The 15,540-nt window shown below is 59.7% G+C and carries 14 protein-coding genes; 11 read left to right on the top strand and 3 right to left on the bottom strand.

From position 1 onward, the window contains the following. The first annotated feature begins 61 nt into the window (after window positions 1-61). The gene (locus tag AC3ZVB_RS14950; protein ID WP_490146968.1) at window positions 62-811 is read left to right on the top strand and encodes an SDR family oxidoreductase; all 750 of its coding nucleotides are present in this window, start codon (window positions 62-64) and stop codon (window positions 809-811) included. A 61-nt stretch (window positions 812-872) separates the two neighbouring features. Here AC3ZVB_RS14950 and AC3ZVB_RS14955 read toward each other — a convergent pair whose 3' ends face one another. Then, complete coding sequence (locus tag AC3ZVB_RS14955) at window positions 873-1,463, bottom strand: TetR/AcrR family transcriptional regulator (RefSeq protein WP_490146969.1); 591 nt, start codon at window positions 1,461-1,463, stop codon at window positions 873-875. 175 nt (window positions 1,464-1,638) lie between these two features. Here AC3ZVB_RS14955 and AC3ZVB_RS14960 point away from each other — a divergent pair, with 175 nt between their 5' ends. Then, window positions 1,639-2,379: an SDR family NAD(P)-dependent oxidoreductase gene (locus tag AC3ZVB_RS14960; RefSeq protein WP_490146970.1), complete on the top strand. Its 741-nt coding sequence runs from the start codon at window positions 1,639-1,641 to the stop codon at window positions 2,377-2,379. Window positions 2,380-2,435: 56 nt separating this feature from the next. Next, entirely contained in the window at window positions 2,436-3,848 is a 1,413-nt protein-coding gene (locus AC3ZVB_RS14965) for an MFS transporter (RefSeq protein ID WP_490146971.1), read from the top strand. Here AC3ZVB_RS14965 and AC3ZVB_RS14970 read toward each other — a convergent pair. Next, window positions 3,820-4,302, bottom strand: coding sequence for an HIT family protein (locus AC3ZVB_RS14970; protein WP_490146972.1), 483 nt, complete (start codon window positions 4,300-4,302; stop codon window positions 3,820-3,822). The genes AC3ZVB_RS14965 and AC3ZVB_RS14970 overlap by 29 nt on opposite strands. A 206-nt stretch (window positions 4,303-4,508) precedes the next feature. On the opposite strand from AC3ZVB_RS14970, the gene AC3ZVB_RS14975 reads away from it, so the two are divergent. From AC3ZVB_RS14975 to AC3ZVB_RS14990, 4 genes are all read left to right on the top strand, one after another. After that, window positions 4,509-5,489 carry a quinone oxidoreductase family protein gene (locus tag AC3ZVB_RS14975; RefSeq protein ID WP_490146973.1) on the top strand — a complete coding sequence of 327 codons (981 nt, stop codon included), beginning with the start codon at window positions 4,509-4,511 and terminating at the stop codon, window positions 5,487-5,489. Window positions 5,490-5,503: 14 nt separating this feature from the next. Continuing rightward, a complete protein-coding gene (locus tag AC3ZVB_RS14980; protein ID WP_490146974.1) occupies window positions 5,504-6,352 on the top strand; it encodes a TauD/TfdA dioxygenase family protein in 849 nt (282 codons plus the stop codon). Window positions 6,353-6,433: 81 nt separating this feature from the next. Beyond that, window positions 6,434-7,486: a beta-keto acid cleavage family enzyme gene (locus AC3ZVB_RS14985; protein ID WP_490146975.1), complete on the top strand. Its 1,053-nt coding sequence runs from the start codon at window positions 6,434-6,436 to the stop codon at window positions 7,484-7,486. A gap of 97 nt (window positions 7,487-7,583) precedes the next feature. Continuing rightward, window positions 7,584-8,915, top strand: a complete 1,332-nt coding sequence (locus AC3ZVB_RS14990) for an MFS transporter (protein WP_490146976.1) — start codon at window positions 7,584-7,586, stop codon at window positions 8,913-8,915. Window positions 8,916-9,042: 127 nt separating this feature from the next. Here AC3ZVB_RS14990 and AC3ZVB_RS14995 read toward each other — a convergent pair whose 3' ends face one another. Beyond that, on the bottom strand, window positions 9,043-10,062 hold the full coding sequence (locus AC3ZVB_RS14995) for an AraC family transcriptional regulator (RefSeq protein WP_490146977.1): 1,020 nt from the start codon (window positions 10,060-10,062) through the stop codon (window positions 9,043-9,045). Window positions 10,063-10,318: 256 nt separating this feature from the next. On the opposite strand from AC3ZVB_RS14995, the gene AC3ZVB_RS15000 reads away from it, so the two are divergent. The 4 genes from AC3ZVB_RS15000 (at window position 10,319) to AC3ZVB_RS15015 (ending at window position 15,501) form a co-directional block, all read left to right on the top strand. Further along, complete coding sequence (locus tag AC3ZVB_RS15000; RefSeq protein ID WP_490146978.1) at window positions 10,319-10,873, top strand: RBBP9/YdeN family alpha/beta hydrolase; 555 nt, start codon at window positions 10,319-10,321, stop codon at window positions 10,871-10,873. 107 nt (window positions 10,874-10,980) lie between these two features. Next, on the top strand, window positions 10,981-12,852 hold the full coding sequence (locus AC3ZVB_RS15005) for a DUF1302 domain-containing protein (RefSeq protein WP_490146979.1): 1,872 nt from the start codon (window positions 10,981-10,983) through the stop codon (window positions 12,850-12,852). Between the two features lie 39 nt (window positions 12,853-12,891). Continuing rightward, window positions 12,892-14,250 (top strand): DUF1329 domain-containing protein, encoded by a 1,359-nt coding sequence (locus AC3ZVB_RS15010; RefSeq protein WP_490146980.1) that lies wholly within the window; start codon window positions 12,892-12,894, stop codon window positions 14,248-14,250. Between the two features lie 174 nt (window positions 14,251-14,424). Then, the gene (locus AC3ZVB_RS15015; protein WP_490146981.1) at window positions 14,425-15,501 is read left to right on the top strand and encodes a WD40/YVTN/BNR-like repeat-containing protein; all 1,077 of its coding nucleotides are present in this window, start codon (window positions 14,425-14,427) and stop codon (window positions 15,499-15,501) included. Window positions 15,502-15,540: the final 39 nt, after the last annotated feature.

The following is a 15,540-nucleotide window of genomic DNA, read 5'->3' on the forward strand; positions in this document are numbered from 1 at the left end:
TTCCGGCAACCAGCCGGTGGCAGCGCACTTTGGTAGAACTTTCACTCAGAGCACATTGATCATGAAACTCGAAGGAAAAATCGCGGTGGTTACCGGTGCCTCCAAAGGCATCGGCGCCGGCATCGCCAAGGCACTCGGCGCACAGGGCGCGACCGTCATCGTCAATTACGCCTCCAGCCAGACCGAGGCTGAGGCCGTAGTGGCGCACATCACGGAGCTGGGAGGTCGCGCCTGTGCCATACGGGCCGACATGAGCGTCGGCTCCGATGTTGTACGGCTGTTCGATACCTTAAAGGCTGAACATGGAACCCTGGATATCCTCGTCAACAATGCGGGTGTGGCGGTGTTCCAGATGATCGATGACCTCACCGAGGAGGCCTTCCACACACAGTTCAACCTCAACGTGCTGGGCTATCTGCTGGCTGTGCGAGAGGCCGTCAAACTCCTGGGTGCAAAGGGCAGCATCATCAATATCAGCTCCATCCTCAGCACCGACCCCTACCTGGCGTCCAGCGTGTATTCGGCAACCAAGGGCGCCGTCGACACCCTGACCTTTGCACTGGCACGGGAACTGGGCGGACGGGGTATCCGGGTCAATTCCATCCTGCCAGGGCACACCAATACGCCCGGTACGAATGGCAACTTTGCGGGTGAGTTTGGCGAGAAGCTGGTGGCGGGAACGCCGTTGGGTCGTTTTGGCGAGCCGGAGGATATCGCGGCGCTAGCGATATTCCTCGCCTCTGAGGATTCACATTGGATAACTGGTGAGTCCATTCGAGCGTCGGGCGGGGTGCGTGGTGTGGGTTACTAGGCGCAGTGACAAACCAAGCCGTGCGCAGTGGCGCGCGCCTCTTGAGCGAAGGTCGATTTTTTCAAACCCGCGAGTTAGCCAACTCATACGCAATGTACCGGCCTGCCGTCTGCGCGACCTCAATCAGCCGTTTACGCGGCATGCCATTGCAAGCTGCGGCTGATAGCCCGCGCAGGGTGACGGTCAGGTAGTCAGTGAGGCACTGGGCTTTCTCGGGTAGCGCCTGATCAAGATAATTACGAATCGCCTTGATGCCCTCATTGGCCAAGGTTTCCGCCATCTTGCGGGCGACCTCGTCGTCGGCACGCATGCCCTCGGTGACCATGCAACCTCGCAACGTGCTGTCTTTTCCATACTGCTTCGCTGCTGCAGTCAGCAACGCGGCCAGCGCCTCAGGTACTGGCCGACCAGGCGCGAGCAGTTTGTCCAGCGGCAAAGCATTCTCGCTGACGTAGTGCAACATTGCCTTCTCGAACAACTCAGCCTTGCTGCCATACGCAGCGTAGAAGCTGGGTGGCTTGATATCCATGGCTTCGACCAGGTCCGTGAGGCTCACCGCGTCGAAGCCGTGCTCGTGGAACATGGCTTGGGCGATGGCGACTCCTGCCTCTCTGTCGAAAGCAGGGCGGCGTTGGCGAATTTTGTCGGTCATGGTGATCTCTTCAGTAAGGCAGGCATTGTAGCGAGCGCTATATGCCTGGGCAACACTGCGGGGCTCGGCACGAACTTTATGTAGCAAGTACTAAATAGATTGCATCCGTGCTGACCGATATGTAGTGTCCGCTATATAAATTTCTCATCGTCAGCGCACATCGGAGTACATCAGCATGCAATTTCAAGACAAAGTCGTTCTCGTTACCGGCGGTTCGTCGGGATTGGGGCTCGCCATCGCTGAAGAGCTGGCAGGGCAGGGGGCGAGTGTGGTGATTACCGGTCGTCGGCAGGAGCAACTTGACCAGGCGCGATCAAGACTTGGATCCCGGGCTATTGCGGTGGTCGCGGACGTGTCAGTGGGAGCGGATCTCGCCCGGTTGTTCGATGAAATCAAGTCCCGTCATGGTCGAATCGACGTGTTGGTCGCAAACGCTGGCATGGGCGAGGTCGCACCGCTTGGCAGCATTACCGAGGCGTATTTCGACCGGGTATTCAGTACCAATGTGAAGGGCGTGACCTTCACCGTTCAGGGTGCACTTGCGCTGATGGGCAAGGGCAGCAGTATCGTCATCATCGGCTCCACTGCATCAATCGATCCGGGCCCAGGCTTGAGTGTCTACGGTGCGACCAAAGCTGCACTGCGCACGTTGGTGAAAAGCTGGATTCTCGATATCAAAGGCAGCGGGGTGCGGATCAACCTGTTGAGCCCTGGCCCTGTGGATACCGATTCGTTGCGCAATATGCTCGCCGAACACGCGGAAGAGGTGATCAAGTTATTGAGTGAAAAAAGCACCATCGGGCGCATCGGCCAGGCCCACGAAATCGCTGCTGCGGTGGCCTTTCTGGCGAGTGATGCAGCCAGCTACATCAACGGCGTCGAATTGTTTGCTGATGGTGGTGCGTCGCAGGTTTAGCTCGCCTGGTGGTCTGCCACCCCTTTTTTTGCCATTGATTCATCCAGGAAATGACCATGCCTCAATCTTCTCGCGCTACTGCGCCAGGCGTATCCCGGCACTCTAGCCGCAGAGCGCTGGCGTTGACCGTCATCCTTGGCGCCCAGCTCATGCTGCAAATGGACTTTCTCATCGTCATGGTGGCGTTGCCACAGATCCAGCAAGACCTGGGGTTTTCGGCGGCAGGCTTGTCCTGGGTGCCGAACGCGTTTGCGTTGGCCCTTGGCGGCTTGCTGTTGCTCGGTGGCCGATTGGGTGATGCCTATGGGCGAGTGAAAGCCTTCAAGGTCGGTATCGCATTATTCGTGCTGGCGTCTTTGATGGGCGGGTTGGCGCAAGGCCCATTCATGCTGGTCCTGGCCCGCGTGCTTCAAGGCGTGGGTGCCGCCATTGCGGCGCCCAGCGTGCTGGCACTGGTCACCAACATTGCGCGCGACGAGACGGAGCGAAATCGCGGGCTTGGGCTGTTCATTGCGGTGTCTTCTGTCGGGGCTTCGGCTGGACTGATCCTGGGCGGAGCATTGACGCAATATCTGTCGTGGCGATGGTCGTTGTTGATCAACGTACCGGTAGGTCTGTTGATCTTCTTGATGGTCGGCAATGTGGTCGACGAGACCGATACCCAACCGTCCTCGTTCGACGTAAGCGGTGCACTGGCAGCCACCGTGGGTTCGATTGCCTTGGTTTTCGGCTTCATCAATGCCGCCGAGCACGGTTGGGGGAGCGCGATGACGCTGGGGGCTTTTGCCGTCGCGATCTGCCTCTTGTCAACGTTCTGGATCGTGGAGGGGAGGGTTCGCCATCCACTCCTGGACCTTGACCTCCTGCGAGACAGAACCCGTGTTACCGCACTGGTCGTCATGGCGGTCATTGTAGGCATGCACTTTTCGATGCTGTTTCTGGTGGTGCAGTTTTTCCAGCAGGTCTTGGGTTTCGGTCCATTGCAAGCGGGTCTGGCCTACCTGCCCGTGACGATTACCGTCTTCGTCGTTACCCACTTCATGCCGCGCTTGATCGGAAGATTTGGCGCGCCAAAGCTGCAGCTTTCTGGATGCCTGCTAGTGTCGGGAAGCTTTGCCGGCTTCGCCCTGATAGGCGCAGACAGCCTTTACATCGGAGCGATCCTGCTACCGATGCTGATCCACAGCCTGGGGATTGCCCTGGTGTTCACCCCCGGCACCGTGCTGGCGATGCAAGGTGTCCCCGCCAGGCAATCCGGCTCTGCCTCAGGGCTCTTGCAAATGGACCAGCAAATCGGTGGCGCATTGGGGATTGCCGCAGTCACCTCGGTATTCGCCATGGCCGCTGTGCCCGAAAACTTCACTTCCGGCCTGCCAATGGCCTTCAGTGCGGCGGCCGTGCTGTCGCTGGCTGCCGCCTGCCTGAGCTTGACGCTGATACTCAAACAAACGCGCCACACAACTTCCTGATCACCTCGTCAACAGAGGGGCCTTGAATCTCTGGCGGGACGGGGTTTTCACCAAATTCTCGCCAGATAAACAAGGTCAACTCTGCGCCGTCGGTTGATGACAGAGCGTCTTCAGCGTAGGCAAAGTTTTGCAGAAGCCGATAGCGCGCATCATTCCAGAACAGGTCTTCGACCCATTGATAGACCGGGATGAAATGAAAGTGCAGGGGCCAACCCGGCTCATGGCCAAAGCGCCCGATGTAGAGGCGCTTGGGCAGCAGTTGCTGCTCGATGATCTGCTGGGTCCTGGCGAGCAGAACACCCAACTCTGCAAGCGCATCGGGCGATAGCTGGGTCAGTGACGTGGTTTGCACCTTCGTACTCAACATCAGGTAGCCGGGGAGTGCGCTCGATAGATGGTGATTAATAATCCAGTGGTCGGTTTCATGAAGGATGAAATGCGGGGCAATTTCCATGTGCCGTATGTCCTGAGCAGTCGACGCGCCAGATTAGCAACATCACGTCGGCCTGTCCGCTTGTCCTCTGGTGTCTCGCAAACGCCCCCTGTCATGAAATGTTCCGTCATTGTCGTTTGAAGAGTCACGTCCAGACAGCCTGCAGCTTAGATTCCAACAACGTAATTGCCGTAATGCACCCAGCACGTTGAATGGAGAATAAAAGCATGGCCAAAGTCGTACGTTTTTACGAAACCGGTGGGCCCGAAGTGCTTCGCCTTGAGGAGGTCGAGGTCGGGGATCCCGGTCCTGGTGAGGTCCGGCTTCGGCATGTTGCGGTGGGTCTGAACTATGCCGACACCTACTTCCGTAATGGCACTTACCCGATCCCGATGCCCAATGGCATGGGTGTCGAAGCCGCGGGTGTGGTGTGCGCCGTGGGGGAGGGTGTCAGCAATGTGGTAGTTGGCGACCGGGTGACCTACACCGGTTTTATCAACACCCTCGGTGCCTACAGCACGGAGCGCCTGATCCCGGCCGCGCCGTTGATCAAACTGCCGGAAGACATCTCCTTCGAGACCGCCGCGGCGATGACCATGCGCGGGCTCACCTCGGCGTACCTGATGCGTCGTATCTACGACTTCAAGGCCGGTGACAGCATCCTGCTGCACGCTGCGGCAGGTGGTGTCGGCCTGATCGTTTCGCAGTGGGCCAAGTTGTTGGGGCTGAGGGTGATCGGCACCGTGTCCAGCGAGGCCAAGGCGGAACTGGCACGCGCCCATGGTTGTGATCACGTGATCAATTACAGCCATGAAGATGTGGCCAGGCGCGTGCGTGAATTGACCGATGGTGTCGGTGTCAACGTAGCGTTCGACAGCGTTGGCAAGAACACCTTCGAAGGTTCGCTGGACTCGCTGAAGCGACGGGGCCTGATGGTCTGCGTCGGCACGGCATCCGGTCCGATTCCACCGTTCAATCCGGCGCTGTTGGCGATGAAAGGCTCGCTGTTCCTAACGCGCCCGGCGCTGGCGGATTACATCGCCGATCCGGCAGAGAAGGCCGATCTGGCCGGTGAGGTGTTTGGCCTCGTGGGCAGTGGCAAGATCAAGATCGAGATCAACCAGCACTACAACTTGCAGGATGCCGTGCAGGCGCACCGTGACCTGGAAGCGCGCAAAACCACCGGCTCATCGATCTTCGTCATCTAAGGAGATCCGCTGCCATGCAAGTCGAACAACTTACCTGCAGCATTGGTGCCGAGCTGATTGGCGTCAACCTCGCCGACGCGGTGCACGATGACGGGCTGTTTGCCGAGATTCGTGCTCAGTTGCTCAAGCATCGCGTGGTGTTCCTGCGCGATCAGGACCTCAGTCGCGCCGACCATGTCGCCTTTGCCCGGCGCTTCGGCGAACTGGAGGATCATCCCGTTGTTGGCAGTCACCCGGACTATCCCGGGCTGGTGCAGGTTTACAAGGACCCGGACAGCCCGGTCGAACGTTACGAGAACTCCTGGCACACCGATGCCACCTGGCGCGAGGCACCGCCGTTGGGTAGCGTGCTGCGTTGCCTGGAGTGCCCGCCAGTCGGTGGCGACACCATGTGGGCCAACATGGTGGAGGCTTATAAGCACCTGCCGGACGACGTGAAGGCGAAGATCGAAGGCCTGCGTGCCCGTCATAGCATCGAGGCGACTTTCGGCGCGGCAATGCCGATCGAAAAGCGTTTGGCGCTCAAGGCCCGGTACCCGGACGCCGAGCACCCGGTCGTGCGCACCCATCCAGAAACGGGGGAGAAGGTGCTGTTCGTCAATTCGTTCACCACGCACTTCACCAACTTCCACACCCCCGAGCGGGTTCGGTACGGCCAGGACTACGTTCACGGCTCGTCGGAGTTGCTGCGTTACCTGACCAGCCAGGCCAGCATTCCCGAGTACCAGGTGCGTTGGCGCTGGAAGCCTAACAGCATTGCCATCTGGGACAACCGCAGTACACAGCACTACGCCGTGATGGATTACCCGGCCTGCCATCGCAAGATGGAACGCGCCACGATCATTGGCGAAAAAACCTACTGAGCACTCTCACCTTTTGCACCCAGGCAAATGCCTGCTCCGAACAGCCTGTCGGGCAGGAAAAAACAAAAACAGGAGATGACCATGCAGTTTTTCGACGATTCCTTGCACCCGGAAAACATGGAAAAAGTAGTGATTACTGTCGCCCCTTACGCACCGCAATGGGCGCCTGGCGACTTCCCGGAAGACATTCCCCTGACCATGGACGAGCACGTGCAGGCGGCCGTCGACTGCTATGAAGCCGGTGCCACTGTGCTGCATTTGCATGTGCGCGAACTGGACGGTAAAGGGTCCAAGCGCCTGTCCAAGTTCAACGAGTTGATCGCCGGTGTGCGTGAAGCCGTACCGGACATGATCATCCAGGTCGGCGGCTCGATTTCGTTCGCACCGGAAGGCGATGGCGCCGAAGCGCTATGGCTCTCCGACGATACCCGCCACATGCTCGCGGACCTGACGCCCAAGCCGGACCAGGTCACCGTCGCCATCAACACCATTCAAATGACCATCACCGAGCTGCTGTTCCCGGAAGGCATTGAAGACACGTCGCTGTTTGATCCCGCGACTCATGCCGCCTACAGCGAAATGACCGTGCCGGCGGGTCCTGCCTGGGTGGCCGAACACCTCAAGCGCCTGCAGGCGAGCAATATCCAGCCGCACTTCCAGCTGACCGGTATCCATGCCTACGAAACCCTCGAGCGCCTGGTGCGCAAGGGCATCTACAAGGGGCCGATGAACCTGACCTGGATCGGAATCGGTGGCGGTTTCGACGGCCCGAACCCGATGAACCTGATGAACTTCATCAATCGTGTGCCGGACGGTTGCACCTTGACGGCGGAGTCGCTGCTCAAGAACGTCCTGCCACTCAACACCATCGCCATGGCCATGGGTCTGCACGCACGACTGGGTAACGAAGACACCATTATCGACCACCACGGCAAACGCTTTTCTTCCGTGGAACAGATCAAGCAAACTGTGCGCATTGCCCACGAACTGGGGCGTGAAATTGCCACGGGTAAAGAGGCGCGTGATATTTACCGCATCGGCGTGCAGTACGAGACCGTAGAGCAAACCCTGTTGGCCAATGGCCTGGCGCCGAACCGCGCCGCAGGTCAGAAGGGCGTACCACGACGCGCTTGATCCACAGGCTGGGGCTGTTGATGGCCCCAGCCAGCTTTGGTGCGTGAGCAAGACCCAAAAACAATAACAACAAGGTGCCTGACACCGAGGAGACAGCATGGCGTTTCATCACAGTACTGTGGCCGATGAAATGGATACTTCGATTGGCATTCCGCGCCGCTACGCGTGGATGGTGTTTGCACTGACGTTTGGTTTGTTGATTTCCGATTACATGTCACGGCAAGTTCTCAACGCCGTGTTCCCGATTCTCAAAGGCGAGTGGGCGCTGAGCGACGGCCAACTCGGCTTGCTCAGCGGCATCGTCGCCTTGATGGTGGGCCTGCTGACTATTCCTCTGTCGCTGCTCGCCGACCGCTTTGGCCGGGTCAAGAGCCTGGCGCTGATGGCGTTGCTGTGGAGCCTGGCCACCTTGGGCTGTGCCTTGGCCCAGAACTACCAGGAAATGCTGATTGCACGCTTCATGGTGGGCGTCGGCGAGGCGGCCTATGGCAGCGTCGGCATCGCCGTCGTGGTGTCGGTGTTTCCCAAAAGCATGCGCGCAACCCTCGCCAGTGCCTTCATGGCCGGCGCGATGTTTGGCTCGGTGTTGGGTATTTCCATCGGCGGGGCCGTTGCGGTCAAGCTGGGGTGGCGTTGGTCATTCGCCAGCATGGCGCTGTTCGGCCTGGTGTTGGCTGTGCTCTATCCGATCATCGTTAAGGAGGCGCGGATCGCACCCCAGCGATTGGCTAAAATCTGCAGCAAAGTGACGGTCAAGCGTCAATTGCGCACCTTGTATGGCACGCGCTCAGTGATTGCCATATACATCGCCAGCGGCCTGCAGACGTTTGTTGTCGGCAGCTTGATCGTGTGGCTGCCGAGCTACTTCAACCGTTACTACGGGTTGGGCGAGGGCAAGGCCGGTGCCATCTCGGGCGTCATGGTGCTGTGCTGCGGCGTCGGGGCCATTCTCTGCGGCATGCTGAGTGATCGTCTGTCCCTCCAGTCGCCGTTGCGCAAGATCGAGATGTGCATGGCGTTCTGTCTGGCCAGCTGCCTGCTGATGTCGCTGGCGCTGGTGCAGTCAGCCGGTCCTGTCCAGCTGGGGCTGATCGGCCTGGCCATGCTGTTCGCCACCGGTGCCAACGGTCCGATCATCGCCACGATCGCCAACCTGACCCACTACAAAGTGCATGGCACCGCGTTTGCGGTCCTGACCCTGGTCAACAACATGCTCGGCCTGGCGCCGGGGCCTTTCGTGACTGGCAGGGTGTCCGATCTCATTGGCCTGCACGGAGCCTTCCAGTTGATACCGCTGATGAGCATCGCGTCCGTGGCCGTGTTTTTCTATGTCCGTCGTCACTACCTCGACGACGTTGTACGTGCGCAAAGCGAGGTGATCGATGAAGCACCCGCAGAAGCCCTGATGGAGACCTCTTCGTCACGCTGACAGCGTGTGTTCAGGCGCGCTGCCGAGGCGCGAACTGAAGACGAAGGTTGAACCCCCGAGCGTGCTCCTTTTTGCGGTCGCCTGTTGTATCAGGCGGCCGTTTTTTTTACGGGAGTGGCTGGGTGTATCAGTTGTCCTTGCGGACCCCGATCTTGTGTTCGCTACGCCAGGTGGCGGGCGGCATGTTGAACTGGGACACGAACCAGCGGGTGAACGAGTTGGGCATGGAATAGCCAAGCATGTCGGCGATCCGCCCCAGCGAGTAGGCGGGATTCTCCAGGTAGCGGATCACCAGATCGCGCCGCACGCAACTGATCAACTCGCTGAAACTGGCGCCTTCTTCGTCCAGCCGGCGCTGCAGGGTGCGCACGTTCATGCCCAGGCTCTGGGCAATTTGCGCAATCGTCGCACGCCCCATGGGCAGCAGCAGGTAGATGGATTTGCGCACATCGAACGCTACGGAGTTGCCGTACTTGCCCAGCAACGAATCCAGATAGCGCTGTGCGTGCCGTGCCATGGCCTCGTTGGCCAGAGGGTTGGCGGCGTCGAGGTTGGAGGCAGGGCACACGATGCCGTTGAACTCGCAGCCGAACTCCACCTTGCAGCCGAATATGCGTCGATGTACCGAGAGATCCTTCGGCGCGTCATGGGTGAAGCAGACATTGATCGGGTTCCAGTGTGCACCGAGCAGGGCCGCGCAAAAACGATGCATGACGGCGATGGCGAGCTCAATGGACTGGCGATTGTTGGTGCCCATGTCGGTCACCAGCTCTTCACGAATGATCACCGTCTTGTCGGATTCCTCGACAAAAATCGCCAGTGAATCGTTGATCAGCTGACGGTAATGCACGATCACTTTCAGCGCGTCGCGAAGATTGTTCTGGTGACTGAGCAGCAGGCTCACTTCACCAAAATCTGCCAGTTGACGCAGCTCGGCCATGCGCAGGCCGAGGGTGTCGCACCCACTCAGCAGCGCTGATTTTTCCAGCAGGATGACGCCGGTGGTGGCCGGAATACGTTGGCTTTGGTCGGCCAGCATCGCAGGGTTCAAACCCACTTCGGCCAGCAGGACATTAGCGTTCAACCCCAGGTGCCGAGCCACATCCAGGTAGTTGGTCAGTACGGCGGTTCGTGCTTGTACGGCCATGACGTAAATACATTCCACGTAGTGACGAATGAGATCTCGCAGTCGCAATTGCCCGCCAGTTATAGAGACTTGATCGGCAAATGAAAAGCGTCAGGTGCAGTAATTCATCAGGGTGTTCGCGCAGCGCTGTCATCAAAAGGGAAGTTGCTGACGTTAAATGTAACCCGCTCCGATTAGGCGAATTCTACTGTGCTGCTGGCAGGGTTCGATCGTATGGCGGACCGTTCGATGGAGTGTGCGAGGGGTGAATATGGCGATGAGTGACACCACTGTTTTGATAGTGCCCGGCTTGCGTGATCACGTACCGGAGCATTGGCAGACGCTGCTGCAAGCGAAGCTACCGAACGTCCGTTCGGTACCGCCCCTGGAAGAGAACACGCTCAGCCTGGCGGCGCGCGTCGAAGCGATCCAGCGCGAGCTGGAGACAATTTCCGGCCCGGTGATTCTGGTGGCTCACAGCGCCGGTGTGCTGATGGTCGTGCACTGGGCCGCTCTGCATGATCACCCGATCAAGGGTGCCTTGCTCGCCGCACCACCGGATCTCGACGCCAGTTGGCCAGTCGGCTATCCGACCCCTGAAAGTCTGCGCGTCAACTGCTGGAGTCCGCTGCCAAAAGCACCGCTGCCATTCCCTTCGATTGTCGCGGCCAGTACCAACGACCACCTTGCGAGCCTGGAGTCCGTGACTCGGATGGCGGAGCAATGGGGTAGCCAGTTGGTCAACCTCGGCGCAGTGGGCCACCTCAATCCGGCTGCCGGATACGGCGAGTGGGCCCAGGCCGAAGCCTTCATCAAGACGCTGGATCGCTAAACGCATACACCTGAAAACTGCCTGGAAAGACCCTCGCATTATCGACAGGACCGGATGCGAGCCGTTGTTGGTACCCAAAACAAAAACAAAAATCGGAGACAACGTACATGCAAACCTCTACAGGTCAGAGCGCCTTGCTGCGCAGCCTGCTGTCTACAGCCGTTTCACTCGCCGTGCTGCCGGCTGCCAACGCCTTTGAGTTCAATGGCGGCAGCGAAGACTGGACCGTGCGTTTCGACAACACGCTTAAGGCCAGTTATGGCCAGCGGGTCGAAGGTCAGAACTCGAAGATAGCCAATACCTCCAACCTCAACGACGGCGACAAGAACTTCAGCGTCGGCAGCGCGGTGACCCAACGGGTCGACCTGTTGACCGAACTCGACGTGGTTTACCAACGGAAGATGGGTTTTCGGGTCAGCGGCGCGAGTTGGTACGACCATGCCTATGACGACGTAGGGTCAAATTCCAATCCCTTCCCAGGGCAGGCCGGCAACGCGGGCAATCTGGTGGCCGCGCGTCAGGCCGGTGCGATTCAGCCCGGTACTTCGCTGAACGGCCACTCGGCCAGCAGGCACGGGTTGAGTAATTACACCGACCGTTATTACAACGGACCCTCGGGGGAAATCCTCGATGCCTTCGTGTTCTACAGCACTGAGGTCGGCGAAGAATCGATGTTCAGCGCGAAGCTCGGCAAGCACAACGTGTACTGGGGGGAAACCCTGTTCAACGCGGCCAACGGCATCAACTACGGCCAGTCGGCGCTGGACATTGCCAAGTTGTACAACGTGCCGGGCACCGAAACCAAAGAACTGTTCCTGCCGCGTAACCAGCTGTCCATGTCGTTTACGGTCAACCCTGAACTGACCCTGGGGGCGCAGTATTTCCTGGAGTTCCAGAACTCCCGGCTGCCCGAAGGCGGGACCTATATGGGCGGCTACGACATGCTCGGCGAAGGCGCTGACGTGTTCTGGCTGCCCTTGCCGTCACTCCTGGGCGGTGCCGGCGCGTTCTACGGTGCGCCGCGTGGGCACGACGTCAAACCGCATAACTCCGGCGACTTCGGGCTGATGGCCAAGTGGAGTCCGGAATGGCTCGACGGGACGTTGGGTTTCTACTACCGCAACACCTCCGACACGCTACCGTCGGTGTTGATCAATGCCCCTAATCTGCACAAGCCAGGTCTGGCAGGCCTCGAAGGCATCGAATACCTGACTGCCTACGCCGATGACATCGACATCTACGGTATCAGCCTGTCCAAAAGTGTCGGCCCGGTCAGCGTCGGTCTCGATCTGAACTACCGCGAAAACATGCCGCTGGTGAGCAACTTCAGCACCATCAACCCGACCTTGAGCACGCTGGCCGGCGAGGGCGCGGTGAACGGTGCCAACCTGATCGGTGCGGTGCCTGGCAAAGGTGAAACCGGACTGGCCCGTGGCAAGACTTTTCACGTGGTCCTCAATGGTCTGGTGACCTTTGGCGATACCGCTGTGTGGGACGCTTCATCCCTGGCGGTGGAAGGGACGCTGACCCACCTGGTCAGTGTCGACAAGGGCAAGCAGACCTTCAAGGGCGACTCCAGTTATCGCGGCGTGGACAAGGTTGACACCAATGCCTACACCCTCGCGGCCAACTTCACACCGACCTGGTTCCAGGTATTCCCGGGTGTCGATCTGTCCATGCCGGTCTCCTACAACGTCGGTCTCAAGGGTAATTCGGCCGTCCAGTTAGGCGGCAACGAAGACGCGGGTAGCTACTCCGTCGGAGTCGCCGCGGACGTCTATCAGAAATACAAGTTCGACCTGAAATACGTCGATGCCTTTGGTCCTTTCGATACCTGTCAAACCGGGCTTGATAACAACACCCCTGGTGCCAATGGCCGGTACGAATGCATCCCCGGACAAATCACTTCCCAGGCAGGCCTGTCGCCGCTGCTGAAGGACCGCGGGATGGTCACGGCATCATTCAAAACCACGTTCTGATTGACCCTCGGATTACAACAACAAGTGGAGAGAATTCAGATGAGATTTCTTAAAGGCGTACTGGCGATTTCCCTGGCGGGTGTCATTGCCGCTCAGGCTCAAGCCGGTGTATCGACTGAAGAAGCGGCGAAGCTGGGCACCAGCCTGACCGGTGTCGGTGCGCAAATGTCGGGCAATGCCGATGGTTCGATTCCTGCCTACCAAGGCGGGCTGACCACACCGCCCGCGACCTTCAAGACCGGCGACAGCATGCGTCCGGATCCTTTTGCCGACGAAAAACCGTTGCTGGTGATCGATGGCAAGAACGTCGATCAGTACAAGGACCTGCTGACGGCGACTTCAGTGGAACTGGCCAAGCGTTACCCCACTTATCACATCAATGTCTATCCGACTCACCGTACGGTGGCGATGCCGCAGGCGGTGCTGGATAACACCCGCAAAAACGCCACGGGCGCCAAGTCTCTCGAAGGCGGGCTGTCTATCGATAACGTGCTGCCCGGGGTGCCGTTCCCGATCCCGAAATCGGGCAGCGAGGCGATGTGGAACCACCTGTTGCGTTATCTGGGCGTCAACCTCCAGTCCAAGTATGACTCCTGGACCGTCGACGCCGCGGGTGTGCCGACGCTGGCCACCACCGGGCTGTCGTACATCAACTATCCGATCTACGAAGACATGTCGAAGCTGGTCAGCAGCACGGACATTTTCTACCAGATGAAGCTGTACTACACCGGCCCTGCGCGTCGTGCGGGGGAAGCGATCATGCTCAAGGATTCGGCCAACCCTTTGGTTCAGCCACGTAAAGCCTGGCAATACCTGCCGGGGCAGCGTCGGGTGAAACTGGCGCCGGACCTGGCCTATGACACGCCGAACCCGGGGACTGCCGGGACCAACACCTACGACGATACCTTCGTGTTCAACGGTGCACTGGATCGCTACGACTGGAAGCTGGTGGGCAAGCAGGAACTGATCCTGCCCTACAACACCTACAAGTTGACTTACGCCAAAGACCCCAAGGTACTGACCACGCCGAATTATCTGGCCTCTGACTATGTGCGTTGGGAGAAACACCGTGTGTGGGTCGTGGAGGGCACGCTCAAGTCCGGTTCGCGGCACATCTACCACAAACGCCGCTTCTACCTCGATGAAGACAGCTGGATCGCTTTGGCCTCGGATCAATACGACGCCCGTGGTCAGCTTTACCGGGGTTCCTTCGCGTTCCTCAGCCAGAGCTACGACAAGCTCGTCCCCGATACCACGCCGTTCATGATCTACGACCTGGTGGGCGGTAACTACAACATCAACGGCATCGTCGGCCCGTACGGCGGCGTCCGGTACATCGAGCCTCTGTCGAAAGCGCAGTGGGTGCCGGATGCCCTCGCAGGGTCGGGTATTCGCTAAGCCAACTGCAATGTAGGAGCGAGCTTGCTCGCGATGGTCGTGAACGATGACGCGGGCAGTCTGGTTCCCTGCGGTGTTCTTGAGTCCATCGCGAGCAAGCTCGCTCCTACAGACGGCATCAACGTCAGGCACACGGACGTGTGTTCCGGCACGGTTTTCCGAAGAGGGTGCGGTATGTGTACGTGTAAAAATTATGTGCAGATGGTGTTGGGCATCGTGCTCGTCCTGTCGCAGGGCGTCGCCCAGGCGGCCGCTTATGTCGATCTGCTGGACCTGCCTGCCAAGGTCAGCGCCCTGGCGATCAACAGCCCTTTGTCCGGCATGACCCGCGCCGGCGAGCGGGTGATTACTGTGGGCCAGCGTGGCCATATTCTGTTTTCCGATGATGCCGGCCAGCACTGGCAACAGGCGGCTGTGCCCGTCAGTGCCGACCTGACGGCGGTGAATTTCCCCACCACCACCCAAGGCTGGGCGGTGGGCAATGACGGCGTGGTGTTGCACAGCGGCGATGCGGGTGCGACCTGGGCCAAGCAGCTGGACGGCCGTCAGATCGGTGATCTGCTGGTCAAACATTATTCTGCGTTGGCCGCTGCCGACCCGGGCAACGAACAATGGCCGTTGCTGGTCGCCGAGGGCCAGCGGATGGTCGAGCAGGGCGCGGACAAACCGCTGCTCGACGTCTGGTTCGCCAACGACAAAACCGGCTACGTAGTCGGCGTCTTCAATCTGATTCTGCGCACCGACGACGGTGGCCAGACCTGGACGCCGTTCCAGGACCGCACCGATAACCCGCAGGGCTTCCACCTCAACGCCATCGCCTCCACCGGGGACGCGTTGTACATCGCGGGCGAGCAGGGCCTGTTGCTGAAATGGGACGACAGCGCCCAGCGTTTCAACGCTGTACCGACGCCGTATCAGGGCAGCTTCTTCGGCGTCCTCGGCAAGCCCGGCGAAGTGCTGGTCTACGGCCTGCGCGGCAACGTGTTGCGCAGCTCCGACGGCGGCCAGCGCTGGACCGCCCTCAACACCGGTCTGCACGTCAGCATCACCGCCGGCCTGATCGATGCCCGTGGCCACTACCGCCTGTTCACCCAGGGCGGGCAGATGCTGGTCAGCCAGGGCACCGGTGCGCAATTGCAGCTGGTGCGCAAGCCTGCGCGGACACCAATTTCTGCGGCCACCCAGTCCGCCGATGGCGCGCTGGTGCTCGCCGGCAACCGTGGCGCCCTGACGCTAGCCCTCGAACCCTAAGAGCGAGAACCCAGACATGGGCACTATCAAACAAGACGC

Source organism: Pseudomonas sp. MDV22-iso1 (genome assembly GCF_058145095.1).